The following is a 23,054-nucleotide window of genomic DNA, read 5'->3' on the forward strand; positions in this document are numbered from 1 at the left end:
GCCGCCGGACGGCTCGCGCAATGCGGGCGGAAGCGGTGCCGAACGACGCGCCGCACGCGCCATGTGCGCCAAGCACGCCGCGTGCGCCGCCAGGAGACGAGGGACGATACGCGCGCCGCCCGCGCGGCCGCGCAAGCCCGCAACCGGAGTGCCCCATGCAACGTGTACCCAACCAGCCGTTCACGCGTCCCGCCCGTTTTTCCGAAATCGAGTGGCAGGCGCGCGTGCAGCTCGCGGCCGCCTACCGGATCTTCGACCATCTCGGCTGGACCGAGCTGATCTACAACCATATCTCGCTGCGCGTGCCGGGCGAGGACGGTCATTTCCTGATCAATCCGTTCGGGCTCCATTACCGCGAGGTGTGCGCGTCGAACCTCGTGAAGATCGACCTCGACGGCAACGTGATCGGCCATTCCGACTGGCCGATCAATCCGGCCGGCTTCACCTTCCACAGCGCGATCCATGCGGCGCTGCCCGACGCGCACTGCGTGATGCACGTGCATACGACGCCGACGATGGCCGTGTGCTGCTCGCGCGACGGGCTGTCGTTCTCGAACTTCTATTCGGCGCAGCTGTACGGGAAGATCGCGTATCACGATTTCGAGGGCATCACCGTGCATCTCGAGGAAGGGCGGCGCATCGTCGAGAGCGCCGGCGGGCGGCCCGTGCTGCTGCTGCGCAACCACGGGCCCGTGACGATCGGCGCGACGCTCGCGCAGACCTTCTCGTTGATGTGGCTGCTCAATCGCGCGTGCGAGGTGCAGGTCGCGACCCATGCGATCGGCGATGCACTGCCGATCGCGCCGCCGGTGCTGGAGGGCTGCGTGCGCGATTCGCTGAATTTCGATCCGAAGCACGGTGCGGGGCAGGACGCGTTCGACGCGTTGCAGCGCATCGTCGATCGCATCGATCCCGGCTATCGCGCGTGAGGCGCGGTGCCGGCGCGATGCCGGGCTAGACCGCCGCGGCGAAATCGATTCGCGACGCTTGATGGTGAGCGCAGCGGAAGGTGCCGGACGATGCCCGTATGCCGTGCGGCACGCGCAAAAAAAAACGCGGCCGGATGGCCGCGTGAATACTCGCAGACTCCTTCGGACGAAGGAAACAAGCAACTGTGAGACGAAGTGTAGCGAAAGGCCGCGCGCAGATTCAGGGCGCGTGCTGCAAAGGTCTCTTCCAGGTTCCGTCAGGCTGGCGCGCGACGCGCGGGCTGCCGGATCGGCGGCGATCGACTACCATCATGGAGCGTCCCCCGGCCGGGTGGCGTACCACGTCGTACAAGGAGAATTCATGCCGAAGCTGCGTTTGCTCCAGGTGGCGTTGCTCGCGGGCGTGCTGGCCGCCGGCAGCGCCGCTGCCGAAACGGTGCGCCTGTCCGCCAACCTGCAGCCGTCGAGCGAAGTGCCGCCCACCGCGACCAAGGGCGCCGGCGCCGTCGATGCGACCTACGACACGGCCAGCCACCTGCTGCAGTGGACGGTGACTTACGAACACCTCACGGGGCCGGCGACCGCCGCGCACTTCCACGGGCCCGCGCCGGTCGGCCAGAACGCCGGCGTGCAGGTGCCGATCCCGAAGGACGAGCTCGCGAGCCCGATCAAGGGATCGAAGGCGCTCACCGACGCGCAGGTGACCGACCTGATGGGCGGCAAGTGGTACTTCAACGTGCACACGAAGGAGCATCCGGCCGGCGAGATCCGCGGCCAGGTGATGCCGGCGAACTGAGGCCGGCGAACCTAGGCCGGCAAACCGAGGCCGGCAAACCGAGGCTGGCGTTTGATGTAGAGGCTCCCGTCGAGCGGCGCGGCAACGATCGCACGTACCATCGTGACACTGCGATGACGGAGTAGGTTCGATGAGTTGGCAAAGCAAGTTCGCGTGCTGGCTGCTGCGCCGGCAGTTTCGTCCCGAGACCACGCGCCCGGTGCTCGATCCCGCCCGCGCGCGGCGCTTCACCGACCTCAGAACGGTCGTGCCGCGTCGCGCGCCGTCGGGCTACCGGCTGCGCGAATGTTACCGTCCCGGCGACGCGCCGCTGCGGGGCGAATGGCTCGAACGCACCGATGCGCTCGGCGCGCGCGGGCCCGGCCGCACGCTGCTGTACTTCCACGGCGGCGGCTACTACTTCTGTTCGACGAAAACCCATCGGCCGCTCGTGTTCGGCCTCACCAAGCGCGCGGGCGTGCGCTCGTTCTCGCTCGATTACCGGCTCGCACCCGAGAGCCGCTTCCCGGCCGCGCTCGACGACGCGCTGGCCGCGTACCGGCAATTGCTCGCGCTCGGCACGCCGCCCGAGTCGATCGTGTTCGGCGGCGATTCCGCGGGCGGCGGCCTCGCGCTCGCGACGCTCGTCGCGCTGCGCGATCGCGGCGAACCGTTGCCGGCCGGCGCGATCCTGTTCTCGCCCTGGACCGACCTGGCCGGCACCGGCGCGACGATGCGCAGCAACGACGGCCTCGACCCGATGTTCGAGGCCGCGGCGCTGCCGAAGGCGGCGCAGCTGTATCTGGGCGACGCATCGGCGACGCATCCGTACGCGTCGCCGCTCTATGCGGACTTCACCGGGCTGCCGCCGCTCTTCATCCAGGCCGGCAGCACCGAGGTGCTGCTCGACGACGCGCGCCGCGTCGCCGACAGCGCGAAAGCGGCCGGCGTGCCGGTGGAGATCGAGGTGTGGCCCGACATGCCGCACGTGTGGCAGCTGTACACGCCGATGGTGCCGGAGTCGCGCGCCGCGCTCGACCGGGCGGCCGCGTTCCTGCGCCGCGTCGCGGTCGAGCGGGCGGTTCAGCGCGCGGGCGAGCCGTCGATCGCCTGATACGCGGCCTGCACGGCCACCGAGCCGTACTTGCGCTCGAGCCGGCGCACGGTGAAATGGCCGTGCGCCATCTGCTGGAAGTGGTCGATGAACAGCGTGTTGACGGTCGCGCCGAGCACCGCGCCGATCGCCGGGATCGACTTCGCGGCCATCTGCTCGGTGACCTGCACCGAGAAGCGTGATGCCACCGTCTGCACGAGCTTGAATACCGCCGCCGAGCTGTGCGCGGCGATCCCTTTCGTCGTGATGTCCGACGACGCCTTCGAAATCGCCTGCGCGAGCGCGCCGCGCAGCACGAAATAGCCGAGATCGGCGTCCTCTTCCCGCTTGTCCGGGTTGCCGCCCATGCCGAGCACGGCCAGGCACTGCAGCTGCGTGTCCACCGAGCCCAGGTCCTCGCCCTCGCTGCGCGCGATGTCGCATACCGAGCGGAAGATCAGCGTGGTCGTGACCGGCAGCTCGACCGGCAGCGCGAGGAAGCCGAACGCGCCGCCCGCCGCGCCGGTCGTCGCGACCGCGAGCTTGTGCAGCAGGTTGCTCGGCTTGTCCGGCTCGGCATCGGGCGTCTGCGGCTTGCCGAGCGTGCGCAGCGCGATGTTCAGGCACTTGCGCAGCGCAAGCTGCGTCGCGTCGTTGATCTTGCCGGTCGCGAAGTCCGGCAGCCGCGCGATCATCTTCTCGACCGGCGCGCCCAGCACGCCGGTCAGCTTCATCGTCAGCGACGGGCTTTCCAGCACCTGTTTCGCGCGTCGCAACGCATCCTGGTCTTCCGGCGACAGCGTCGCGGCAGGCGTGATCGAAATCGGTTCCATCTTTCTCCTTGGCGGTGGGGAACGGGCCCCCCACCTTCGCCGGCCTAGATTACTCCGCCGTGCTAGAATTTTGAGATTGTTTGACTCATCAAAAGTTGCATCAACAAAAAATGGCTGTCCATACTGCCGCCCACCATTCGAGCGGGCAAGTCCTGCCGTTCCGCGAATCGCTGCTGGCGATGATCGGCATCTCGTTCGTCACCATGCTCGTCGCGCTCGACCAGACGGTCGTCGGCACCGCGTTGCCGACCATCGTCGCCGAGTTGAGGGGTTTCGACCTGTACGCGTGGGTCGCGACCTCGTACCTGCTCAGTTCCGTGATCACCGTGCCGATCTTCGGCCGCCTCGGCGACTACTACGGCCGCAAGTGGTTCGTGATCGCGTCGATCGTCGTGTTCACCGGCGCGTCGGTGCTGTGCGGGATGGCCAACGACATGTTGTTCCTGGTGCTCGCCCGCGGCCTGCAGGGGATCGGCGGCGGGATGCTGGTCGGTACCGCGTTCGCGTGCATTCCCGATTTGTTCCCCGATTCCGTCGTGCGGTTGCGCTGGCAGGTGCTGATGAGCTCCGCGTTCGGCATCGCGAACGCGGTCGGGCCGTCGCTCGGCGGGATCCTGACCCAGTCGTTCGGCTGGCGCTCGGTGTTCTACGTCAACCTGCCGGTCGGCCTGCTGTCGCTGTTCTTCGTGTGGCGCTACCTGCCGCACCTGCGGCACGTCGAGCACGACCGCAAGATGCGGCTCGACTGGCCCGGCGCGCTGCTGATCGCGGTCTCGCTCGGTGCGCTGCAGCTGTTCGTCGAATGGCTGCCGAAGTACGGCGTGATGAGCTGGGCCTCGCTGCTGCTGGTCGTCGCGGTCGGCGCCGGCATCGGCTTGTGGCATTGGGAAAAGCGCTGCGCGCAGCCGATTCTGCCGTTCGACATGTTCGGCAACCGCGCGCTGTCGGCGCTGTTCGTGCTCGCGATCCTGGCTGGCTTCTCGATGTTCTCGCTCTTGTTCTACGCGCCGCTGCTGTTCCAGGGCGGCTTCGGGATGTCGCCGAAGGCGGCGGGGCTCGTGATCACGCCGCTCGTCGTGTTCATCACGATCGGCAGCATCATGAACGGCCGCGTCGTCACGCGCATCCGCAATCCGAACGCAATGCTGCACGTCGGTTTCGTGCTGTTCGCGATCGCGTGCGCGGGCATCGTCGTGTCGACGCACACGACGCCGACCTGGATGCTGATGGCGCTGATGGTCGCGGGCGGCATCGGCCTCGGCTTCGTGCTGCCGAACCTCACCGTGTTCGCGCAGCAGACGGCCGGCCGCGAGCACCTCGGCATCGCGACCGCGCTGCTGCAGTCGCTGCGGATGGTCGGCGGGATGATCGGCACCGCGCTCACGGGCACGCTGGTCAACCAGATGTATTCGAGCGGCGTGCGCGACGCGCTGTCGGGCGAGCACGCGCTGCAGTGGCACGCGCAGCTCGCCGATCCGCAGATCCTGATCGACCGTGCCGCGCAAGGCGGTCTGGTCGCGGAGCTGACCCGCGCCGGGCATAATGGCGCGCTGCTGCTGGAAACGGCCCGCGAATCGCTGGTCGGCGCGATTCACCTGGGGGTCGCGATGGCGGCCGTCGTCGCCGTGGTGTCGGTGTGGCAGTCCCGCCGCGTGCCGCCGATCGCGCTGCGGCACAAGATCGAGCCGCATGTCGCGGCCGATTGAACGATTCACCGATTGAACGAGTAGGCATCAGCGCATGGAAGAACAGGACCGCGTCGCGATCTTGCAGCAATTCGGACGCACGTATCGCGCGTTCATGACCGCGTTCGAAACGCACGTCGGGCAGCCGATGCCGCGCTGGCGCATCATGGTCGCGCTGCACACGATGGACGGGCATTCGTCGCAGAAGAAGCTCGTCGAGGTGCTGCGCATCGATCCGGGCGCGCTCACGCGCCAGTTGAAGTCGCTCGACGCGCTCGGCTGGATCGAGCGCGCGTCCGATGCGCGCGACAACCGCGTGACCAACGTCACGCTGACCGCCGAGGGCCGCGCCGCGTTCGACGCGTGCCTGCCGCGCCGCAAGGCGTTCCTCGACCAGACGATGGCGCAACTGCCGGACGACGTGCTGACCGCCTTGTCGGGCGCGCTGGCGATGCTGGAGTCGCGGATTGCGGATGTCGGCTCGACGCCGGCATCGCACTGAAGGGCGGGGCGGAAGCGGCGCGACGGGATGCGCCCCGTCGGCCGGTCTTGATCGGCGCGGCATGCGGGCTGCACGAACCCGCCGCCGGCCGGCATTTCACTTCAATTCATTCCACTTCGTTCACAGCTCGATGCGCGTGCCGAGCAGCGCGAGGAACTGCGCGAGCCATGCCGGATGCGCGGGCCACGCGGGCGCGGTGACGAACGGCGCGTCGGTCACGGCCGCGTCGACCGGGATGTCCGCATATTCGCCGCCCGCGAGCTTCACTTCGGGCGCGCAGGCCGGGTAGGCCGAGATGCGCTTGCCGCGGATCACGTCGGCGGCCGCGAGCAGCTGCGCCGCATGGCAGATCGCGGCGATCGGCTTGCCGGCTTCGGCGAACGCGCGCACCAGCGCGATCACCTTCGCATCGAGACGCAGGTATTCCGGCGCGCGGCCGCCCGCGATCGCGAGCGCGTCGTAGCCCGCCGCATCGACGTCGTCGAACGTCGCGTTCAGCGTGAAGTTGTGGCCGGGCTTCTCGGTGTAGGTCTGGTCGCCCTCGAAATCGTGGATCGCGGTCTTGACCTTGTCGCCCGCGCGCTTGCCCGGGCAGACTGCATCGACGTGATGGCCGACGGCCTGCAGCGCCTGGAACGGCACCATCGTTTCGTAGTCTTCGGCGAAATCACCGGTCAGGAACAGGATCTTCTTCGCGGCCATGGCTTTCTCCATTGAACAGCGTTGAGGGGCCGTTCGCGCCGGGCGCGGCAGGCATGCGCTGCGGCGGCGAAGCAGCCCCGAGGACGAAAGCGCAGTGTACTCCGGCAGATTGAAGCGCGCGTGACGGCCGCCCCGCGCGGCGGTGGGGCGGCGAGGCGGCGCGATGGCGCGCCAGGCGTCAGAAGAAGGTTTCGACGACTTCAGTCACGCGGAACTGCGGATCGAGCACGAGCAGCTGGCGCCACTTGTCGAACGTCAGGCACGGATGCGAGATATCGAACGCGACCATGTCGCCGACCTTCACGTCCGCGCCCGGCGGGATCTGCAGGTACGCGTGCTGGTCCATCATCCCGGTGACGGCCCAGCCTTCGCTCGCGGCGACGTCGCGCGGCGCGCTGTCGCGACCCGGGCGGAAGTGGCGCGCCGGCTCGGGCAGGCCCGCGTCGAACGCCGCGTCGCGCTTGCCGAGCGCGATGATCGCGCGGTCGGCTTCCGGCACCGATTGCACGTACGCCCACAGCTGCAGCGCCGGCAGCAGCCCTTCGCCCATCCTGCGGGCGATCGGGTTGCGCGCGAACACGTCGGTCTGCGCCTTCTTGTAGATGCCGACGTCGTGCGTCAGGTAGCAGCCCGGACGCAGCACGACTTCCGCGAAACCGTCATCGGACGCCTTCGCGAATTCCTCCGCGACCACGTCGTACCACGCCGACCCGGCACCCGACAGGATCGCCGGCGTGCGCGCGAAGCGGCCGGCTTCGGCCAGCTCGCGCGTGAACGCGACCGCGTCCTGCAGGAACGCGCGGATCTCGCCTTCCTCCTTCAGCACGCCTTCGTAGAGTTCGATGCCGGCCAGCTTCAGCGTGTCCGGATAGCGCGCGATCGCGTCGAGCACGGCGGTGCGCTGCGCGGCGTCGCGCACGCCCGCGCGGCCGCCCGGCACGCCGAGCTCGATCAGCACGTTCAGCGTTTTCTTCGCTTCGCCGAAGAAGCGGCCGAGCTGGTCGACGCTGTCGGCCGAATCGACGAGGCAGAAGAACTCGAAGTCGGGATCGGACAGTAGCCCCGCGATGATCGTCATGTTCTGGCGGCCGACCAGCTGGTTCGCGAGCAGCACGCGGCGCACGCCGCCGTGATACGCGGCCTGCGTCTGGTGCGCGGTCGCGAGCGTGATGCCCCAGGCGCCGGCGGCGAGCTGGCGGCGAAACAGTTGCGGCGCCATCGTCGTCTTGCCGTGCGGCGCGAACTGCGCGCCGTACTGCTGGACGAACGCCTGCATCCAGTTCAGATTGTGTTCGATGCGATCCTCGTACAGCACCGCTGCCGGCAGGCTGACGTCTTCCGCGAGCAGGTTCCACTCGAGGCGGCCTGCGTCGTCGAGCGGCACGCTCGCGCTCGGCAGGTTGCCGAGGCCCTTGCCCAACGGATTGATTGTCGGTTCCTGATAGTTTGTAACTTTCATGTCATCCCGCTCCATCATCACTATGCATTGCATTGAAGTTGACATGCAGATGGTACAGAAAGTAGCATCGGCGCGGTGATGTTATTTAGTAACATAAAGCGCCACACCCTTTTCAGCAGATGAATTCGTCCGCCACTCCGTCCGTTCCGTTCACCGCCGAGCAACCGGTTGCCCAGCCGGTCCTCGACATCGTCGCGCGGATCGCCGAATGCGCGCCCGAGCTGCGCGAGGCCGAACGCAAGGTCGCGGCATTCATCCTCGCCGATCTCGCGCGCGCCGCGCATGCGAGCATCGGCGCGCTCGCGCGCGACGCGGAGGTCAGCGTCGCGACGGTCACGCGGTTCGCGAAGGCCGTCGGCTGCCGCGACGTGCGCGAACTGAAGGTGCTCGTCGCGCAGGCGGCGGCGGTCGGCCAGCGCTTTCTCGTGCCGTCCGGCGAGCCTGCGGAAGCGGACGCGAGCCCGGCATCGGTCGTCTACGACGAGATCCGCGTCGCGCTCGCGCACAACCACCAGCTGCTGCGCAACACGTCGTTCGATGCCGCGGCCGATCTGCTCGCCGGCGCGAAGATGGTCTACGTGTACGGGCAGGGCGGCGGCTCGACCGCGCTCGCCGACGAACTGCGCTTCCGGCTCGTGCGCTTCGGGCGGCCGGTCGCGAGCTACCAGGACAGCCTGCTGCAGCGGATGGTATCGGCGACGCTGTCGCGCGACACCGTGGTCGTCGCGCTGTCGGTGAGCGGGCGCGTGCCCGAGCTGCTCGAGAGCTGCCGCCTCGCGAAGCGCTACGGCGCGAAGCTGATCGCGATCACCGCGCCGGCTTCGCCGCTCGCGAAGCTCGCCGACCACCTGATCCCGGTCGTCGCGTTCGAAACCGATTTCATCTACAAGCCTTCGACATCGCGCTACGCGATGATGATGGCGATCGACGTGCTCGTCACCGGAGTCGCGCTGCGGCTCGGCGATGCGGGCCGAGAATCGCTGCGCCGCATCAAGCATGCGCTCGATGCGCACCGCGGCGGCGGAGACCGTCAACCGGTAGGAGACTGACCATGCATTCGCATCCCGAAGCCGCCGATACGCTGATCGTCGGCGCGCAGCTGTACGACGGCACGGGCGCACCGCCCGTCACGCGCGACGTCGCGATCCGCAACGGCGTGATCGCGGCGATCGGCAACCTGTCGAACTGGCTCGCCGAGACCGTCGTCGATGCGAACGGCCGCGCGCTCGCGCCGGGCTTCGTCGACGTCCACACGCACGACGACACGCACGTGATCCGCGCGCCGCAGATGCTGCCGAAGATCTCGCAGGGCGTGACGACCGTGATCGTCGGCAACTGCGGGATCAGCGCGTCGCCGGTGACGCTCGCGGGCGATCCGCCCGACCCGATGAACCTGCTCGGCGATCGCGACGCGTTCCGCTATCCGACCTTCGCTGAGTACGTCGCGGCGGTGAACGACGCGCGTCCGGCCGTGAACGTCGCGGCGCTCGTCGGGCACACCGCGCTGCGCAACAACCAGATGGACCGCCTCGACCGCGCGGCGACCGACGGCGAGATCGCCGGGATGCGCACGCAACTCGAGGAAGCGCTCGCGAACGGCGCGCTCGGTCTGTCGTCGGGCCTTGCGTACGGCTCCGCGTTCGCGGCGCCGGCCGAGGAAGTGATGGCGCTCGCCGAGCCGCTCGCGAACGCGGGCGCGCTCTACACGACGCACATGCGCACCGAATTCGACGCGATCCTCGACGCGATGGACGAGGCGTACCGCGTCGGCCGTCACGCGCAGGTGCCGGTCGTGATCTCGCACCTGAAGTGCGCAGGCCCGTCGAACTGGGGGCGCAGCACCGAGGTGCTCGCGTCGCTCGAAGGCGCGCGCCGCTACCAGCCGGTCGGCTGCGACTGCTATCCGTACAGCCGCAGTTCGTCGACGCTCGACCTGAAGCAGGTGACGGGCGACATCGACATCACGATCACGTGGTCGGAGCCGCATCCGGAAGTCGCCGGCAAGCTGCTGAAGGCGATCGCGGCCGACTGGGGCGTGACCGAGCAGGAGGCCGCGCAGCGGATCCGCCCGGCCGGCGCCGTGTACCACAACATGTCCGAGGACGACGTGCGCCGCATCCTGTCGCATCCGGCGACGATGGTCGGCTCGGATGGCCTGCCGAACGATCCGCTGCCGCATCCGCGGCTGTGGGGCGCGTTCCCGCGCGTGCTCGGCCATTACGTGCGCGACACGAACCTGCTGCCGCTCGAGGAGGCGATCCGCAAGATGACGTCGCTGTCCGCGCGCCGCTACGGGATCGCGCGGCGCGGCGAAGTGCACGTCGGCTACCACGCGGATCTCGTGCTGTTCGATCCGGCGCGCGTGATCGACGCCGCGACGTTCGAGAAGCCGCAACAGCCCGCGCACGGGATCGACGCGGTGTGGGTGAACGGCGTGCTGACCTACGAGAACGGCCAGCCGACCGGCGAGCGCGCCGGCGGTTTCGTCGCGCGCGGCGAGCGCGTGGCGGCGAGTGCCGACGCCGCGTTCTGAACGCGGTTCTGATCCGATTTGCCGCGTGCGCCATGCCGGCGCGCGCATCCGCAACCGTGTGTTGCATGGGACCGGCGCCGGCGCTTGCGCGCCGAGGCCGGTCGACCAACCAGGAGTGAAACGATGAAGCGATATGGCGTGGGCGAAGCGAAGGGTACCGGCGGGCAGGTGATGCCGTTTGCACGCGCGGTCGAGGCCGACGGCTGGCTGTACGTGTCGGGCCAGACGCCGATGGTGAACGGCGAGGTCGTCGAAGGCGGGATCGTCACGCAGTCGAAGCAGACGATCGAGAACGTGATCGCGATCCTGAAGGAAGCCGGCTACGGCCTCGAGCACGTCGTGCGCTGCGGCGTGTGGCTCGACGACGCACGCGATTTCGCGTCGTTCAACAAGGTGTTCGTGTCGTACTTCGGCGAGCATCCGCCGGCACGCGCGTGCGTGCAGTCGAGCATGGTCATCGATTGCAAGGTCGAGGTCGATTGCATCGCTTACAAGCCGCCGGTGAAGTAACGCGGGCGGGCGAATTGTCGTGTCACAGGGCCGGCGCAGTAACATGCGCCGGCCTCGTTGCGTTTTGGCGGAATAGAAGTGTCGCGGGCGGTTGGTATCGGGAGCACTTGTCTTCTGGCAAGCGCAATAATTCGGTGGGGAACGCAATCATGAGCGACCTGAGTAGCGCCGAATTTTTGCACTCTGAATGAAATCCTTGTGACTCGAGCGTGACTCGATATGCCGCGTCTGGCGGGCGGCTCCGGTAATGGACGCGCAATACGCCAGCGGCGTCGATGAATCTCGATAGAGCAAATTGGGTGGATCGCTGGGTATGGTCGTCATTCCAATCAACGATTTCGTGAAATCGAATCATGACGAGCACTACATACCGCTATGGCGTTCATTCGGATCTCACGCCCGCCGAACTTTTCTTTTTCGTTGCCGTGGAAGAGACGTGCGCACGGATCGGGATCGACGATGTCGAAGCAGTGGTCCTGATTCTAGCTGGCTGGCCCGTTTTGCCGACGCGGCAAAAATTCGGCGGTGCGACGAAAGGAACGTCCGTCGCATCCGTGATGGCGCGTTCGATTTTTCGCTACCAGCTGAACAGGAAGGTTTTGCCAACCGTCACGCTTCAAAGCATCAAGTCATTTCGGATCATCCTGACCCGGAAGCTCAGCGTATTCGTCGGGCGCGCCGTTCCGGGCGTGGGTTGGGCGCTGCTGGCGCGCGACGTGTTCGGGATCGTTCATGGCACGGTCTCAAGGTACAACAGCCTCGTCAAACCTGAGGATAAGGTGTTCTGATGGAAAACGTGCGTTGGGACGAGATCGAAGCCTTTGTCAGGTCAGAGGTCGGGCTCGGTCCATCGAAGCCGCTCTCCGCCGGCACTCGGCTCTGGGAAGACCTTGGGCAGACCGGTGACGAAGCCAACGACTTCATGGGGCATTTTTTTGAGCGATTTGCCGTCGACACCGGCGATTTCGATTTCCACCGGTATTTTTTGATGGAAGGCGAGGGGTTGCTCTATTCGCTATTCCAGCGGTGGGTGCGACGAAAGCCCCACGACTTCAAGCGGGAATCGATTACGCTCGCGATGCTGCATCGTGCAGCCGTAGAAAGAAAATGGAACGCTGCGCGATTGGCCGCAATGCAGTGAAAGGCCGGGTCTCCACGCGTGTCGGACCGGATTTCAAAGAACGGGGATCAGGATCGTGTTGTGGGAGGCGGCGAGGGTGCAATGGTGATTCGGATCGCAATTCTGATGTGGGCGCCGTTGCTGAGTCACGGTGCGTTTGCGGGCACGCTGTTCGATAAGGGGGCGCCCCGCGCGGCAGTACCCATTGTCGGGCCAGGGGCGGTCGAAATCGTGAGGAACGGCGCGTGGTTGCCGAGCCGACGTGTTCGCACCGAATTAGAGAGGTGCTTGTCCCGCAAGCAGGCGATGTTGGCGGGCCGCGAATGCCCGCCAACGCCACTCATTCACCGATTCACTGCCGCGCCGTCCGCGCGTTGTCCGGCATCGGCTGGTTGTAATTCGTGCGGAACGGATTGATGTCGAGCCCGCCGCGCCGCGTGTAGCGCGCATACACCGCGAGCTTCACCGGTTTGCACGCATGCAGGATGTCGAGGAAGATCCGCTCGACGCACTGCTCGTGAAAGCCCGTGTGATTGCGGAACGAGATGATGTAGCGCAGCAGCCCTGCATGATCGATCTGCGGCCCGACGTAGTGAATCTGCACGCTGCCCCAGTCTGGCTGGCCGGTGACCGGGCAGTTCGAACGCAGCAGGTCGGACACGAGCGTTTCCTCGACCGGCGCTTCGTCCTCGGCGTCGGCGGCCGACAGCAGCGACGGATCGGGTTCGTACACGTCGGTGTCGAGGTCGAGCCGATCGAGCGACAGCCCGTCGAGCTCCTCCATCTCGAGCTTGCCGAAATCGTGCGGCGACACCAGCTGCACCGACACGCTCGCGCCGCACGCGGCCGACACGTCGCGCTTCAGCACGTCGCGCACCGCGTCGAGCGAGTCGAACTTCGATTGCGCGAACGAGCCGAGGTACAGCTTGAACGACTTCGATTCGACGATGTTCGGCGATTCGGCCGGCACGTAGAACGTCGCGACCGCGAGCTGCGGCTTGCCGCGCGCGTTGAGCCACGACAGTTCGTACGCGTTCCAGATGTCGGTGCCGAAGAACGGCAGCGCCGACGTGATGCCGAGCTGCTCGCGCGCCCCGGCGCGCGGGATCGGGAACAGCAGCGACGCGTCGTACTGCGCTGCGTAGACGGTCGCCTTGCCGAGCGGGGAATGTTCGGGATTCATTGCACGAAGCCTTTACGACAGGAAGAGGCGGTACGCGGGATTGGCGCTCTCTTCGACATACGGATAGCCGAGCGCCGCGAGGAAGCGTTCGAACTCGGCGCGATCGGCCTGCGGCACCTGCAGCCCGACGAGGATCGAGCTGTAGTCCGCGCCCTGGTTGCGGTAGTGGAACAGGCTGATGTTCCAGTCCGGCGCCATCGACGACAGGAACTTCATCAGCGCGCCCGGCCGTTCCGGGAATTCGAAGCGGAACAGGCGCTCTTCGAGCGCGAGCGGCGAGCGGCCGCCCACCATGTAGCGGATATGCTCCTTCGACAGCTCGTCGTGCGTGAGGTCGACGGTCTTGAAGCCGTGCGACTCGAAGTTCGCGGCGATCTCCTCCGACTCGCCGCGCCGCTTGATCTGCACGCCGACGAAAATGTGCGCGGACTGCGCATCGGCGATCCGGTAATTGAACTCGGTCACGTTGCGATCGCCGACGAGCGAGCAGAAGCGCTTGAAGCTGCCGCGCTCCTCGGGGATCGTGACGGCGAACACGGCTTCGCGCGCCTCGCCCACTTCCGCGCGTTCGGCGACGAAGCGCATCCGGTCGAAGTTCATGTTCGCGCCGGACGTGACCGCGACGAGCGTCTGGTTCTCGATGCCTTCGCGTTCCGCATACTGTTTCGCGCCGGCGACCGCGAGCGCGCCGGACGGCTCGAGCACGCTGCGCGTGTCCTGGAACACGTCCTTGATCGCCGCACACAGCGCGTCGGTGTCGACCGTCAGCACGCCGTCGAGGAATTCGCGGCACAGCCGGAAGGTTTCCTCGCCGACGAGCTTTACCGCCGTGCCGTCCGCGAACAGGCCGACCTCGCTCAGTTCGACGCGCTCGCCCTTCTGCAGCGACTGCGCCATCGCGCACGAATCCTCGGCCTGCACGCCGAACACCTTGATCTCCGGCCGCACCGCCTTGACGTAGGCCGCCACGCCGGACGCGAGCCCGCCGCCGCCGATCGGCACGAAGATCGCGTGAATCGGACCCTGGTGCTGACGCAGGATTTCCATCGCGATCGTGCCCTGGCCGGCGATCACGTACGGATCGTCGAACGGGTGGACGAACGTGAGGTCGCGCTCCGCCTGCACCTTGACCGCGTGCGCGTATGCATCGCTGTACGACTCGCCCGCCTGGATCACCTCGACGCTCGGGCCGCCGTGCGCGCGTACCGCATCGACTTTCACCTGCGGCGTCGTGACCGGCACGACGATCACGGCCTTCACGCCCATCCGGGCCGCCGAGAACGCGACGCCCTGCGCATGATTGCCGGCCGATGCCGTGATCACGCCGCGCGCGAGCGCGTCGGCCGGAATGTGCGCCATCTTGTTGTACGCGCCGCGCAGCTTGAACGAGAACACCGGCTGGTTGTCCTCGCGCTTCAGGTAAACAGGGTTGTGCAGCCGGGCCGACAGGTTGCGGGCGGGTTCGAGTTCCGTCTCGAGCGCGACGTCGTAGACGCGCGCGGTGAGGATTTTCTTCAGGTAATCGTGGGATGCCATGGGCGCTCGCGTGCAGTGCGGAAGCAGACGGTAAAAGATCAATGATAGCGCCAAGGGTCGGTCCGCACGCAAGCGGCATGCCGGGCGCACGGTCGCGGAACCGCGCCGGCGGGCGTGTTGGCCGCATGAGGCGTCCCCTTTTACCGGTTTAACCGCATGGTTACCGACCGGACGGACGGCGAATTCCGGCGCGAAAACGTGCCGAGCCAAGCCCGGCGCGGCTTGCGGCGATAGCCCCACGACCTGTCCGGCGTGTCACGCGTGGCCCGATCATGGGTTAGAATTCCGTTTTGAATCAAGGATCGGAAGATGCAGAGGCACCCTCGGATCGCCCCGTTGAAGCCGACGCCGCGCGCAGCCAGCCCCGCGGCGGAGCGGCATGCGCGCCGCGCGCGATCGTGCTGATGGCTCCGAGTGCCGCCAGGCCCCACCCGTCGGGAACGGTGAGTTCAGTCCCGTTCCGGCCCCATGCGAGTTAGTCGCACGCCTGGCAACAGAACAGATTTCCCCAAGATTGCGCCCACGCGCTTGCCGACGCCCCTGCACGGTGTATCGGCCCTCCGAGTCGTCCGAACATGAACGCACCACAAGTTTTCGATCCGCATGGCGCGGCCGCCGCCGTCGCCGCCGACCCCGCGCCCCGTCTGCGCGAGATTCCCTACAACTACACGTCCTTCTCCGACCGCGAGATCGTGATCCGCCTGCTCGGCGCGGAGGCGTGGTCGGTGCTCGACGAACTGCGCGCCGAACGCCGCACGGGCCGCTCGGCACGGATGCTGTATGAGGTGCTCGGCGATATCTGGGTCGTGCGCCGCAACCCGTACCTGCAGGACGACCTGCTCGACAACCCGAAGCGCCGCGCGCTGCTGATCGAGGCGCTGAACCACCGCCTGACCGAGATCGGCAAGCGCCGCCGCGCCGACCTGAGCGCGCACCACGACGACGCGGGCCGTGAACGCGCCGAGCGCGTCGAGATGCTCGAGGCCGCCGCGCAGCGCGCGGTCGACGAGTTCGCCGACGAATTCGACAAGATGGCCGACCTGCGCCGCCGCGCGACCAAGGCGCTCGGCCGCTGCACGCAGAAGGACAACATCCGTTTCGACGGGCTGTCGCGCGTGTCGCACGTGACCGACGCGACCGACTGGCGCGTCGAATACCCGTTCGTCGTGCTGACCCCCGATACCGAAGCCGAGATCGCGGGCCTGATCAAGGCCTGCTTCGAGCTTGGCCTGACCGTGATCCCGCGTGGCGGCGGCACCGGCTACACGGGCGGCGCGGTGCCGCTCACGCCGTTCTCCGCGGTAATCAACACCGAGAAGCTCGAACAGCTCGGCGCGGTCGAACTCACCGAACTGCCGGGCGTCGCGCACAAGGTGCCGACGATCTTCTCCGGCGCGGGCGTCGTCACGCGCCGCGTGACGGAAGCGGCGGAGGCGGCCGGCTACGTGTTCGCGGTCGACCCGACCTCGCTCGACGCATCGTGCATCGGCGGCAACGTCGCGATGAACGCCGGCGGCAAGAAGGCCGTGCTGTGGGGCACCGCGCTCGACAACCTGGCCTGGTGGCGGATGGTCGACCCGGACGGCAACTGGCTCGAAGTCACGCGCCACGAGCACAACCAGGGCAAGATCCACGACATCGCGGTCGCGCGGTTCGAGCTGAAGTGGTTCGACGGCGCGTATGCGCCGGGCGAGAAACTGCTGAAGACCGAGATGCTCGAGATCGAAGGCCGCCGGTTCCGCAAGGAAGGCCTCGGCAAGGACGTGACCGACAAGTTCCTCGCCGGCCTGCCGGGCGTGCAGAAGGAAGGCTGCGACGGGCTGATCACGTCCGCGCGCTGGGTGCTGCACAAGATGCCCGCGCACACGCGCACCGTCTGTCTCGAATTCTTCGGCCAGGCGCGCGAGGCGATCCCGAGCATCGTCGAGATCAAGGACTACCTGTTCGAGACGTCGAAGCAGGGCGGCGCGATCCTCGCGGGCCTCGAGCACCTCGACGAGCGCTACCTGCGCGCGGTCGGCTATGCGACCAAGAGCAAGCGCAACGCATTCCCCAAGATGGTGCTGATCGGCGACATCGTCGGCGATGACGCCGACGCGGTCGCGCACGCGACGTCCGAAGTGATCCGGATGGCGAACGGCAAGAGCGGCGAAGGCTTCGTCGCGATCAGCGCGGAGGCGCGCAAGCGCTTCTGGCTCGACCGCAGCCGCACGGCCGCGATCGCGAAGCACACCAACGCGTTCAAGATCAACGAAGACGTCGTGATTCCGCTGAACCGGATGGGTGAGTACACCGACGGCATCGAGCGGATCAACATCGAGCTGTCGCTGAAGAACAAGCTGCAGCTGGTCGATGCGCTCGAAGCGTTCTTCCGCGCCGGCAACCTGCCGCTCGGCAAGACCGACGACGCGAACGAGATCCCGAGCGCCGAACTGCTCGAGGATCGCGTGCAGCAGGCGCTGGAGTTGCTCAAGCGCGTGCGTGCGCGCTGGGAATTCGTGCGCGACCGGCTCGACCAGCCGTTGCGCGAGGCGCAGCACTACCTGGTGCAGCTCGGCTACGAGGCGCTTGCCGAGAAGTTTGCCGATCGCGCGGACGAGCAGCCGGGCGCGACCGTGTTCCACGTCACGCAGGACCGCACGGTCCGCATCTCGTGGAAGCAGGAGATTCGCGCGGAACTGCGCGCGATCTTCAACGGCGGCGCGTTCAAGCAGATCCTCGACGAAGCGCAGGCGATCCACAAGCAGGTGCTGCGCGGTCGCGTGTTCGTCGCGCTGCACATGCACGCGGGCGACGGCAACGTCCACACCAATATCCCGGTCAACTCCGACAACTACGAGATGCTGCAGGACGCGCACGCGGCGGTCGCACGCATCATGACGCTCGCACGTTCGCTCGACGGCGTGATCTCCGGCGAACACGGGATCGGCATCACGAAGCTCGAGTTCCTGACCGACGACGAGATCGCCGAATTCCGCGCGTACAAGCAGCGCGTCGACCCGAACGGCCGCTTCAACAAGGGCAAGCTGCTCGACGGCGCCGACCTGCGCAACGCGTACACGCCCAGCTTCGGGCTGATGGGCTACGAGTCGCTGATCATGCAGCAGTCCGACATCGGCGCGATCGCCGATTCGGTGAAGGACTGCCTGCGCTGCGGCAAGTGCAAGCCGGTGTGCGCGACCCACGTGCCGCGCGCGAACCTGCTGTACAGCCCGCGCAACAAGATCCTCGCGACCTCGCTGCTGGTCGAGGCGTTCCTGTACGAGGAGCAGACGCGCCGCGGCGTGTCGATCAAGCACTGGGACGAGTTCAACGACGTGGCCGACCACTGCACGGTGTGCCACAAGTGCGCGACGCCGTGCCCGGTGAAGATCGACTTCGGCGACGTCACGATGAACATGCGCAACCTGTTGCGCAAGATGGGCAAGAAGAAGTTCAACGCCGGCAATGCGGCGGGCATGTTCTTCCTGAACGCGACCAATCCGCAGACGATCAACGCCGCGCGCGGCGTGATGATGGGCGTCGGCTACAAGGTGCAGCGCTTCGCGAACGACATGCTGAAGAAGGTCGTGACGAAGCAGACGCAGCACCCGCCGGCGACGGTCGGCAAGCCGCCCGTGGTCGAGCAGGTGATCCACTTCGTCAACAAGAAGATGCCGGGCAACCTGCCGAAGAAGACGGCGCGCGCGCTGCTCGACATCGAGGACAACAAGATCGTGCCGATCATCCGCAACCCGAAGTCGACGACCGTCGATTCGGAAGCGGTGTTCTACTTCCCGGGCTGCGGCTCCGAGCGCCTGTTCTCGCAGGTCGGCCTCGCGACGCAGGCGATGCTGTGGGAAGCGGGCGTGCAGACCGTGCTGCCGCCGGGCTACCTGTGCTGCGGTTATCCGCAGCGCGGCTCGGGCCAGTACGACAAGGCCGAGAAGATCGTCACCGACAACCGCGTGCTGTTCCACCGGGTCGCGAACACGCTGAACTACCTCGACATCAAGACGGTGGTCGTGTCGTGCGGCACCTGCTACGACCAGCTCGCAGGCTACGAATTCGACAAGATCTTCCCGGGCTGCCGGATCATCGACATCCACGAGTTCCTGCTCGAGAAGGGGATGAAGCTCGACGGCGTGACGGGCACGCGCTACATGTATCACGACCCGTGCCACACGCCGATCAAGACGATGGACCCGGTGAAGCTCGTCAACGAGCTGATGGGCGCGGAGAAGGACGGCTACAAGATCGAGAAGAACGAGCGCTGCTGCGGTGAATCGGGCACGCTGGCGGTCACGCGTCCGGACATCTCCACCCAGGTCCGCTTCCGCAAGGAAGAGGAAATCCGCAAGGGCGCCGCGAAGCTGCGCAGCATCCCGGTCGTGGCCGGCAACGCGCCGGCGCCGGCCGCCGCGAGCGCGAACGGCCCGGACGTGAAGATCCTGACGAGCTGCCCGTCGTGCCTGCAGGGCCTGTCGCGCTACAACGAGGATGCGAACCTCGAGGCCGACTACATCGTGGTCGAGATCGCGCGCCAGGTGCTCGGCGAGAACTGGATGGCCGACTATGTCGCACACGCGAACAATGGCGGGATCGAGCGCGTGCTGGTCTAATGCGGGCATGACGACCGCCCGGGCGGGCCAGGAATGAGCGGGCGCCGGCGCAGATGCGCCGGCGCCCGTCCACATGGGAGCGACGATGGAATGCGTGTTTTGCCGTGAAGACGGCGGCGAGGTGCTCTGGCAGGACGATGCGCTGCGCGTCGTGCTCGCGACGGGCGAGCACGATTACCCTGGCTTCTGCCGGGTGATCTGGGGCACGCACGTGGCCGAGTTTTCCGATCTCGGCGAGCCCGAGCGGGCACATCTGATGCGCGTGGTGTATGCGGTGGAGCGCGCCGTGCGCCGCGTGATGCAGCCGAACAAGGTGAATCTCGCGAGCCTCGGCAACATGGTGCCGCACGTGCACTGGCACGTGATCCCGCGCTTCTCCAACGACGCCCATTTTCCGCAGCCCGTCTGGGCGCCGCGCCAGCGCAGCGTGTCCGAGGCGCTGCTGCGCACGCGCGCGGCGCAGGCCTCGCTGCTGCACAATGCGGTGCGCGAGGAAATTCAACGCATGACCGATTCGAGGCAGCCATGAGCGGTTTGACTTCCACGACGCCGATTCCGTCCGGCGTCGTCGTGCACGCGGTGTCGCGCGTGCTCGAATTGCAGTACCCGAACGGCGAAAATTACCGGATTCCGTTCGAGCTGATGCGCGTCTATTCGCCGTCGGCCGAGGTGCGCGGCCACGGGCCGGGCCAGGAGACGCTGCAGACCGGCAAGCGCGAGGTGACGATCACCGCGCTCGAGGGCGTGGGCAACTACGCGCTGCAGCCGACGTTCTCCGACGGTCATTCGACCGGCATCTACTCGTGGGATCTGCTGTACGAACTGGCGACGCAGCAGGACGCGCTGTGGCGCGACTATTTCGACAAACTGCAGGCGGCGGGCGTCGAGCGCGACGCGCCGATGCCGGCGGCCCCCGCGCCGCACGGCCACTGCCACTGAAATCGACGGCGCCCGCTCGGCGCCGTCTTGCCATTTACTGAGGATCAACGCGATGAGCAAAACCCACTTCGGCTTCGAAAGCGTCGAGGAAACCGAAAAAGCGAAGAAAGTGGCGGGCGTGTTCCATTCGGTCGCGAGCAACTACGATCTGATGAACGACCTGATGTCGGCCGGCATGCACCGCGCGTGGAAGGCGTTCACGATCGCGCAGGCGAACGTGCGCCCCGGCTTCAAGGTGCTCGATATCGCGGCCGGCACCGGCGACCTGACCAAGGCGTTCGCGAAGGCGGCCGGGCCGACCGGCGAGGTCTGGCACACCGACATCAACGAATCGATGCTGCGCGTGGGCCGCGACCGGCTGCTCGACAAGGGCATCGTGACGCCGTCGCTGCTGTGCGACGCCGAGAAAATCCCCTTTCCGGACAACTACTTCGATGTGGTCACGGTCGCGTTCGGGCTGCGCAACATGACGCACAAGGATGCGGCGCTGGCCGAGATGCGCCGCGTCGCGAAGCCGGGCGGCCGCGTGATGGTGCTGGAATTCTCGAAAGTCTGGGATCCGCTGAAAAAAGCGTACGATCTGTATTCTTTCAAAGTATTACCGTGGCTTGGCGACAAGTTCGCGAAAGATGCTGAAAGTTATCGGTATCTTGCTGAATCTATCCGGATGCACCCCGATCAGGACACGCTGAAGACGATGATGGAACAAGCGGGCCTCGACGCCGTCAAATATTACAATTTGTCAGGTGGCGTGGTAGCTTTACACCTAGGAACCAAGTACTAAGGGGTTCTTCCCATACATTCGCCTTACATCTGGAGAAGCTGATGTCCGAATCGCGTTCGTTGTTCAACCGTAGCAAGCCGTCGAAGCCGTGGGCTCGACGGGTCGGCACGCTGCTGATGGTCGGCCTGCTCACGGCCGGCACGTTCGCATCGCTCGACGCCGAAGCCAGACGTATGGGCGGCGGGCGCAGCATCGGCCGCCAGAGTTCCACCGTCACGCAGCGCCAGGCCACGCCGCCCGCGCAGCAGCCGATGCAGCAGGCCGCGCCGGCGCAGGCGCAGCGCGCGAACCCGGCCGCACCGGCACCGGCCGCGCAGCCGAACCGCTCGCGCTGGCTCGGGCCGATCGCAGGTCTCGCGGCCGGCCTCGGCATCGCGGCACTGCTGTCGCACTTCGGCCTCGGCGGCGCGTTCGCGAGCATGATGGCGAACGTCATCGTGATCGCGCTGCTGGCGATGGTCGGCATCTGGCTGATCCGCAAGTTCATGAACCGTCGCCGCCCGCAGGAACCGGCGTACTCGGTGGGCGGCTCGGCCTCGTCGTCGGGCGGCTACTCGCAGAGCCCGTCGTTCCAGCAAGGCAGCACCGGCAGCAACTATGCCGGCAGCGGCAGCAGCTATGCGAACGAAGCGCAGGGCGTGTTCGGCGGCGGCGCAGCGGCCGCGGGCGCGGCGGGCGCGATGGCGGCCGCACCGCTGCAGGTGCCGGCCGGCTTCGACACCGAAGCGTTCCTGCGCAGCGCGAAGGTCTACTTCGTGCGCCTGCAGGCGGCGTGGGACCAGGGCAACCTGGCCGACATCCGCGAGTTCACGACGCCGGAAATGTTCGCCGAGATCAAGATCGACCTCGATTCGCGCGGCAACGAGGCGAACCAGACCGATGTCGTGCAGCTCGACGCGGAACTGGTCGCGATCGAGGATCGCGGCATCGAGCAGTCGGCGAGCGTGCGCTTCCACGGGCTGATCCGCGAATCGGCGAATGCGTCGGCGGCGCCGTTCGACGAGGTGTGGAACCTGTCGAAGTCGGGCGGCCAGGGCTGGCTGCTCGCGGGTATCCAGCAGATCAACGCGCACTGAGCGTGACCGGCGGCCGGCTTGCCGGCTGCCCGGGCGACGGCCGCCGCACTGCGACCGCTTGCCGCCCGGGTGTGCGGTTGGCCGCGGGCTGCCGACGATCCGACGTTACAATAGAAACCCGCGTGGGCGCCCGGCCTGCGCGGGTTTTTTCTTTCCCAGCCCGATGACCTTTGCCGCCAAGCCTTTTGCTGCTGCTGTCAATCACCTGCTCGCGCGCGAATCGTGGGCGCGCGATCGCCTGATCCCCTACGCGGGCAAGACCGCCCGGCTCGACGTGCCGCCCGTCACGCTCACGCTGCTCGTGCAGCCCGACGGCTACCTGTCCGCGGTGGAAGCGCATGATGCGCAACACGTCGACGTGTCGATCGCGCTCGCGGGCGACACGGTCGCCGCATTCCTGCAGGGCGGCCAGGCGGCCGTGATGAAGCACGTGAAGATCGAGGGCGACGCCGAGTTCGCGACCCAGATCGCGAAGCTGGCCGAGCACCTGCGCTGGGAACCTGAGGAAGATCTCGCGAAGCTGGTCGGCGACGCGGCGGCGTACCGGATCGCGACGGTCGTGCGCGACGCCGGCGCGCGCGCGCGCCGCACCGGCCGCAACGTGCTCGATTCCGTCGCCGAGTACTTGCTCGACGAGAACCCGCAAGTCGTCCGACGCACGGTGCTCGGCGGCTTCGACGCCGAACTGGCGCGGGCGCGCGATGCGCTCGCGCGGGTCGAAAAGCGGGTCGAGCGACTCGAACAAAAAATCGGCGCGCGCACGGGCTCCGGCCCGCGCGGCGCGCACTGAGGGC

General features: G+C 67.2%; 21 protein-coding genes and 1 pseudogene. 16 read left to right on the top strand and 6 right to left on the bottom strand.

All coding sequences use genetic code 11. The annotated features are described in order from the left end of the window. The first annotated feature begins 155 nt into the window (after positions 1 to 155). From DIE17_RS05230 to DIE17_RS05240, 3 genes are all read left to right on the top strand, one after another. Positions 156 to 929 carry a class II aldolase/adducin family protein gene (locus DIE17_RS05230; RefSeq protein ID WP_124521025.1) on the top strand — a complete coding sequence of 258 codons (774 nt, stop codon included), beginning with the start codon at positions 156 to 158 and terminating at the stop codon, positions 927 to 929. A 361-nt stretch (positions 930 to 1,290) separates the two neighbouring features. Further along, entirely contained in the window at positions 1,291 to 1,725 is a 435-nt protein-coding gene (locus DIE17_RS05235) for a CHRD domain-containing protein (protein ID WP_124521027.1), read from the top strand. A 130-nt stretch (positions 1,726 to 1,855) separates the two neighbouring features. Continuing rightward, entirely contained in the window at positions 1,856 to 2,818 is a 963-nt protein-coding gene (locus DIE17_RS05240) for an alpha/beta hydrolase (RefSeq protein WP_124521028.1), read from the top strand. Here DIE17_RS05240 and DIE17_RS05245 read toward each other — a convergent pair. Further along, the gene (locus DIE17_RS05245) at positions 2,788 to 3,630 is read right to left on the bottom strand and encodes an EcsC family protein (protein ID WP_044848597.1); all 843 of its coding nucleotides are present in this window, start codon (positions 3,628 to 3,630) and stop codon (positions 2,788 to 2,790) included. The two genes, DIE17_RS05240 and DIE17_RS05245, sit on opposite strands and share 31 nt — an antisense overlap. 110 nt (positions 3,631 to 3,740) lie before the next feature. On the opposite strand from DIE17_RS05245, the gene DIE17_RS05250 reads away from it, so the two are divergent. Both DIE17_RS05250 and DIE17_RS05255 read left to right on the top strand, forming a co-directional pair. After that, entirely contained in the window at positions 3,741 to 5,336 is a 1,596-nt protein-coding gene (locus DIE17_RS05250) for an MDR family MFS transporter (RefSeq protein WP_124521029.1), read from the top strand. 34 nt (positions 5,337 to 5,370) lie between these two features. Then, positions 5,371 to 5,817 (top strand): MarR family winged helix-turn-helix transcriptional regulator, encoded by a 447-nt coding sequence (locus DIE17_RS05255; protein ID WP_124521030.1) that lies wholly within the window; start codon positions 5,371 to 5,373, stop codon positions 5,815 to 5,817. 120 nt (positions 5,818 to 5,937) lie between these two features. Here DIE17_RS05255 and DIE17_RS05260 read toward each other — a convergent pair whose 3' ends face one another. Beyond that, a complete protein-coding gene (locus DIE17_RS05260) occupies positions 5,938 to 6,519 on the bottom strand; it encodes a DJ-1/PfpI family protein (RefSeq protein ID WP_044848600.1) in 582 nt (193 codons plus the stop codon). A gap of 178 nt (positions 6,520 to 6,697) precedes the next feature. Continuing rightward, a complete protein-coding gene (locus tag DIE17_RS05265) occupies positions 6,698 to 7,978 on the bottom strand; it encodes an amino acid deaminase (RefSeq protein WP_124521032.1) in 1,281 nt (426 codons plus the stop codon). Positions 7,979 to 8,097: 119 nt separating this feature from the next. On the opposite strand from DIE17_RS05265, the gene DIE17_RS05270 reads away from it, so the two are divergent. The 5 genes from DIE17_RS05270 (at position 8,098) to DIE17_RS05290 (ending at position 12,162) form a co-directional block, all read left to right on the top strand. Then, entirely contained in the window at positions 8,098 to 9,027 is a 930-nt protein-coding gene (locus DIE17_RS05270) for a MurR/RpiR family transcriptional regulator (protein ID WP_124521034.1), read from the top strand. A gap of 2 nt (positions 9,028 to 9,029) precedes the next feature. After that, positions 9,030 to 10,511, top strand: a complete 1,482-nt coding sequence (locus DIE17_RS05275) for an amidohydrolase family protein (RefSeq protein WP_124521035.1) — start codon at positions 9,030 to 9,032, stop codon at positions 10,509 to 10,511. 123 nt (positions 10,512 to 10,634) lie between these two features. Further along, positions 10,635 to 11,021, top strand: coding sequence for a RidA family protein (locus DIE17_RS05280; protein WP_006477830.1), 387 nt, complete (start codon positions 10,635 to 10,637; stop codon positions 11,019 to 11,021). Positions 11,022 to 11,374: 353 nt separating this feature from the next. Continuing rightward, positions 11,375 to 11,809 carry an STM2901 family protein gene (locus DIE17_RS05285; RefSeq protein ID WP_124521037.1) on the top strand — a complete coding sequence of 145 codons (435 nt, stop codon included), beginning with the start codon at positions 11,375 to 11,377 and terminating at the stop codon, positions 11,807 to 11,809. Continuing rightward, positions 11,809 to 12,162, top strand: coding sequence for a DUF1493 family protein (locus DIE17_RS05290; RefSeq protein WP_124488599.1), 354 nt, complete (start codon positions 11,809 to 11,811; stop codon positions 12,160 to 12,162). The genes DIE17_RS05285 and DIE17_RS05290 overlap by 1 nt, the downstream gene beginning before the upstream one ends. Positions 12,163 to 12,493: 331 nt before the next feature. Here DIE17_RS05290 and queF read toward each other — a convergent pair whose 3' ends face one another. The 3 genes and pseudogenes from queF to DIE17_RS38390 all read right to left on the bottom strand — a co-directional run bounded on the left by queF (position 12,494) and on the right by DIE17_RS38390 (position 15,450). After that, a complete protein-coding gene (gene queF, locus DIE17_RS05295) occupies positions 12,494 to 13,324 on the bottom strand; it encodes an NADPH-dependent 7-cyano-7-deazaguanine reductase QueF (protein WP_044848604.1) in 831 nt (276 codons plus the stop codon). A gap of 12 nt (positions 13,325 to 13,336) precedes the next feature. Further along, entirely contained in the window at positions 13,337 to 14,860 is a 1,524-nt protein-coding gene (ilvA, locus tag DIE17_RS05300; RefSeq protein ID WP_044848605.1) for a threonine ammonia-lyase, biosynthetic, read from the bottom strand. A 140-nt stretch (positions 14,861 to 15,000) separates the two neighbouring features. Next, positions 15,001 to 15,450, bottom strand: a pseudogene (locus tag DIE17_RS38390) (hypothetical protein). Between DIE17_RS38390 and DIE17_RS05310 the strand changes: the two are divergent. From DIE17_RS05310 to DIE17_RS05335, 6 genes are all read left to right on the top strand, one after another. Continuing rightward, positions 15,436 to 19,461 carry a DUF3683 domain-containing protein gene (locus tag DIE17_RS05310; RefSeq protein ID WP_124521038.1) on the top strand — a complete coding sequence of 1,342 codons (4,026 nt, stop codon included), beginning with the start codon at positions 15,436 to 15,438 and terminating at the stop codon, positions 19,459 to 19,461. The pseudogene DIE17_RS38390 and the gene DIE17_RS05310 overlap by 15 nt on opposite strands. Before the next feature lie 85 nt (positions 19,462 to 19,546). Further along, positions 19,547 to 19,990, top strand: coding sequence for an HIT family protein (locus DIE17_RS05315; RefSeq protein ID WP_044846840.1), 444 nt, complete (start codon positions 19,547 to 19,549; stop codon positions 19,988 to 19,990). Beyond that, entirely contained in the window at positions 19,987 to 20,400 is a 414-nt protein-coding gene (locus DIE17_RS05320) for a gamma-butyrobetaine hydroxylase-like domain-containing protein (RefSeq protein WP_124488601.1), read from the top strand. Before DIE17_RS05315 ends, DIE17_RS05320 begins: the two co-directional genes overlap by 4 nt. A gap of 52 nt (positions 20,401 to 20,452) precedes the next feature. Then, complete coding sequence (ubiE, locus tag DIE17_RS05325) at positions 20,453 to 21,184, top strand: bifunctional demethylmenaquinone methyltransferase/2-methoxy-6-polyprenyl-1,4-benzoquinol methylase UbiE (RefSeq protein ID WP_044846838.1); 732 nt, start codon at positions 20,453 to 20,455, stop codon at positions 21,182 to 21,184. Positions 21,185 to 21,225: 41 nt separating this feature from the next. Beyond that, positions 21,226 to 22,260, top strand: coding sequence for a Tim44 domain-containing protein (locus DIE17_RS05330; RefSeq protein WP_124521040.1), 1,035 nt, complete (start codon positions 21,226 to 21,228; stop codon positions 22,258 to 22,260). A gap of 163 nt (positions 22,261 to 22,423) precedes the next feature. Continuing rightward, on the top strand, positions 22,424 to 23,050 hold the full coding sequence (locus tag DIE17_RS05335) for an SCP2 domain-containing protein (protein ID WP_044846836.1): 627 nt from the start codon (positions 22,424 to 22,426) through the stop codon (positions 23,048 to 23,050). Positions 23,051 to 23,054 lie beyond the last annotated feature (4 nt).

This window comes from Burkholderia sp. Bp9099, assembly GCF_003857805.1.
Taxonomy (GTDB): domain Bacteria; phylum Pseudomonadota; class Gammaproteobacteria; order Burkholderiales; family Burkholderiaceae; genus Burkholderia.

Excerpts from the sequence above, each read along its gene's own strand:
- DIE17_RS05230 (WP_124521025.1), top strand. The coding sequence starts at position 156 with ATGCAACGTGTACCCAACCAGCCGTTCACGCGTCCCGCCCGTTTTTCC.
- DIE17_RS05235 (WP_124521027.1), top strand. The coding sequence starts at position 1,291 with ATGCCGAAGCTGCGTTTGCTCCAGGTGGCGTTGCTCGCGGGCGTGCTG.
- DIE17_RS05240 (WP_124521028.1), top strand. The coding sequence starts at position 1,856 with ATGAGTTGGCAAAGCAAGTTCGCGTGCTGGCTGCTGCGCCGGCAGTTT.
- DIE17_RS05245 (WP_044848597.1), bottom strand. The coding sequence starts at position 3,630 with ATGGAACCGATTTCGATCACGCCTGCCGCGACGCTGTCGCCGGAAGAC.
- DIE17_RS05250 (WP_124521029.1), top strand. The coding sequence starts at position 3,741 with ATGGCTGTCCATACTGCCGCCCACCATTCGAGCGGGCAAGTCCTGCCG.
- DIE17_RS05255 (WP_124521030.1), top strand. The coding sequence starts at position 5,371 with ATGGAAGAACAGGACCGCGTCGCGATCTTGCAGCAATTCGGACGCACG.
- DIE17_RS05260 (WP_044848600.1), bottom strand. The coding sequence starts at position 6,519 with ATGGCCGCGAAGAAGATCCTGTTCCTGACCGGTGATTTCGCCGAAGAC.
- DIE17_RS05265 (WP_124521032.1), bottom strand. The coding sequence starts at position 7,978 with ATGAAAGTTACAAACTATCAGGAACCGACAATCAATCCGTTGGGCAAG.
- DIE17_RS05270 (WP_124521034.1), top strand. The coding sequence starts at position 8,098 with ATGAATTCGTCCGCCACTCCGTCCGTTCCGTTCACCGCCGAGCAACCG.
- DIE17_RS05275 (WP_124521035.1), top strand. The coding sequence starts at position 9,030 with ATGCATTCGCATCCCGAAGCCGCCGATACGCTGATCGTCGGCGCGCAG.
- DIE17_RS05280 (WP_006477830.1), top strand. The coding sequence starts at position 10,635 with ATGAAGCGATATGGCGTGGGCGAAGCGAAGGGTACCGGCGGGCAGGTG.
- DIE17_RS05285 (WP_124521037.1), top strand. The coding sequence starts at position 11,375 with ATGACGAGCACTACATACCGCTATGGCGTTCATTCGGATCTCACGCCC.
- DIE17_RS05290 (WP_124488599.1), top strand. The coding sequence starts at position 11,809 with ATGGAAAACGTGCGTTGGGACGAGATCGAAGCCTTTGTCAGGTCAGAG.
- queF (WP_044848604.1), bottom strand. The coding sequence starts at position 13,324 with ATGAATCCCGAACATTCCCCGCTCGGCAAGGCGACCGTCTACGCAGCG.
- ilvA (WP_044848605.1), bottom strand. The coding sequence starts at position 14,860 with ATGGCATCCCACGATTACCTGAAGAAAATCCTCACCGCGCGCGTCTAC.
- DIE17_RS05310 (WP_124521038.1), top strand. The coding sequence starts at position 15,436 with ATGAACGCACCACAAGTTTTCGATCCGCATGGCGCGGCCGCCGCCGTC.
- DIE17_RS05315 (WP_044846840.1), top strand. The coding sequence starts at position 19,547 with ATGGAATGCGTGTTTTGCCGTGAAGACGGCGGCGAGGTGCTCTGGCAG.
- DIE17_RS05320 (WP_124488601.1), top strand. The coding sequence starts at position 19,987 with ATGAGCGGTTTGACTTCCACGACGCCGATTCCGTCCGGCGTCGTCGTG.
- ubiE (WP_044846838.1), top strand. The coding sequence starts at position 20,453 with ATGAGCAAAACCCACTTCGGCTTCGAAAGCGTCGAGGAAACCGAAAAA.
- DIE17_RS05330 (WP_124521040.1), top strand. The coding sequence starts at position 21,226 with ATGTCCGAATCGCGTTCGTTGTTCAACCGTAGCAAGCCGTCGAAGCCG.
- DIE17_RS05335 (WP_044846836.1), top strand. The coding sequence starts at position 22,424 with ATGACCTTTGCCGCCAAGCCTTTTGCTGCTGCTGTCAATCACCTGCTC.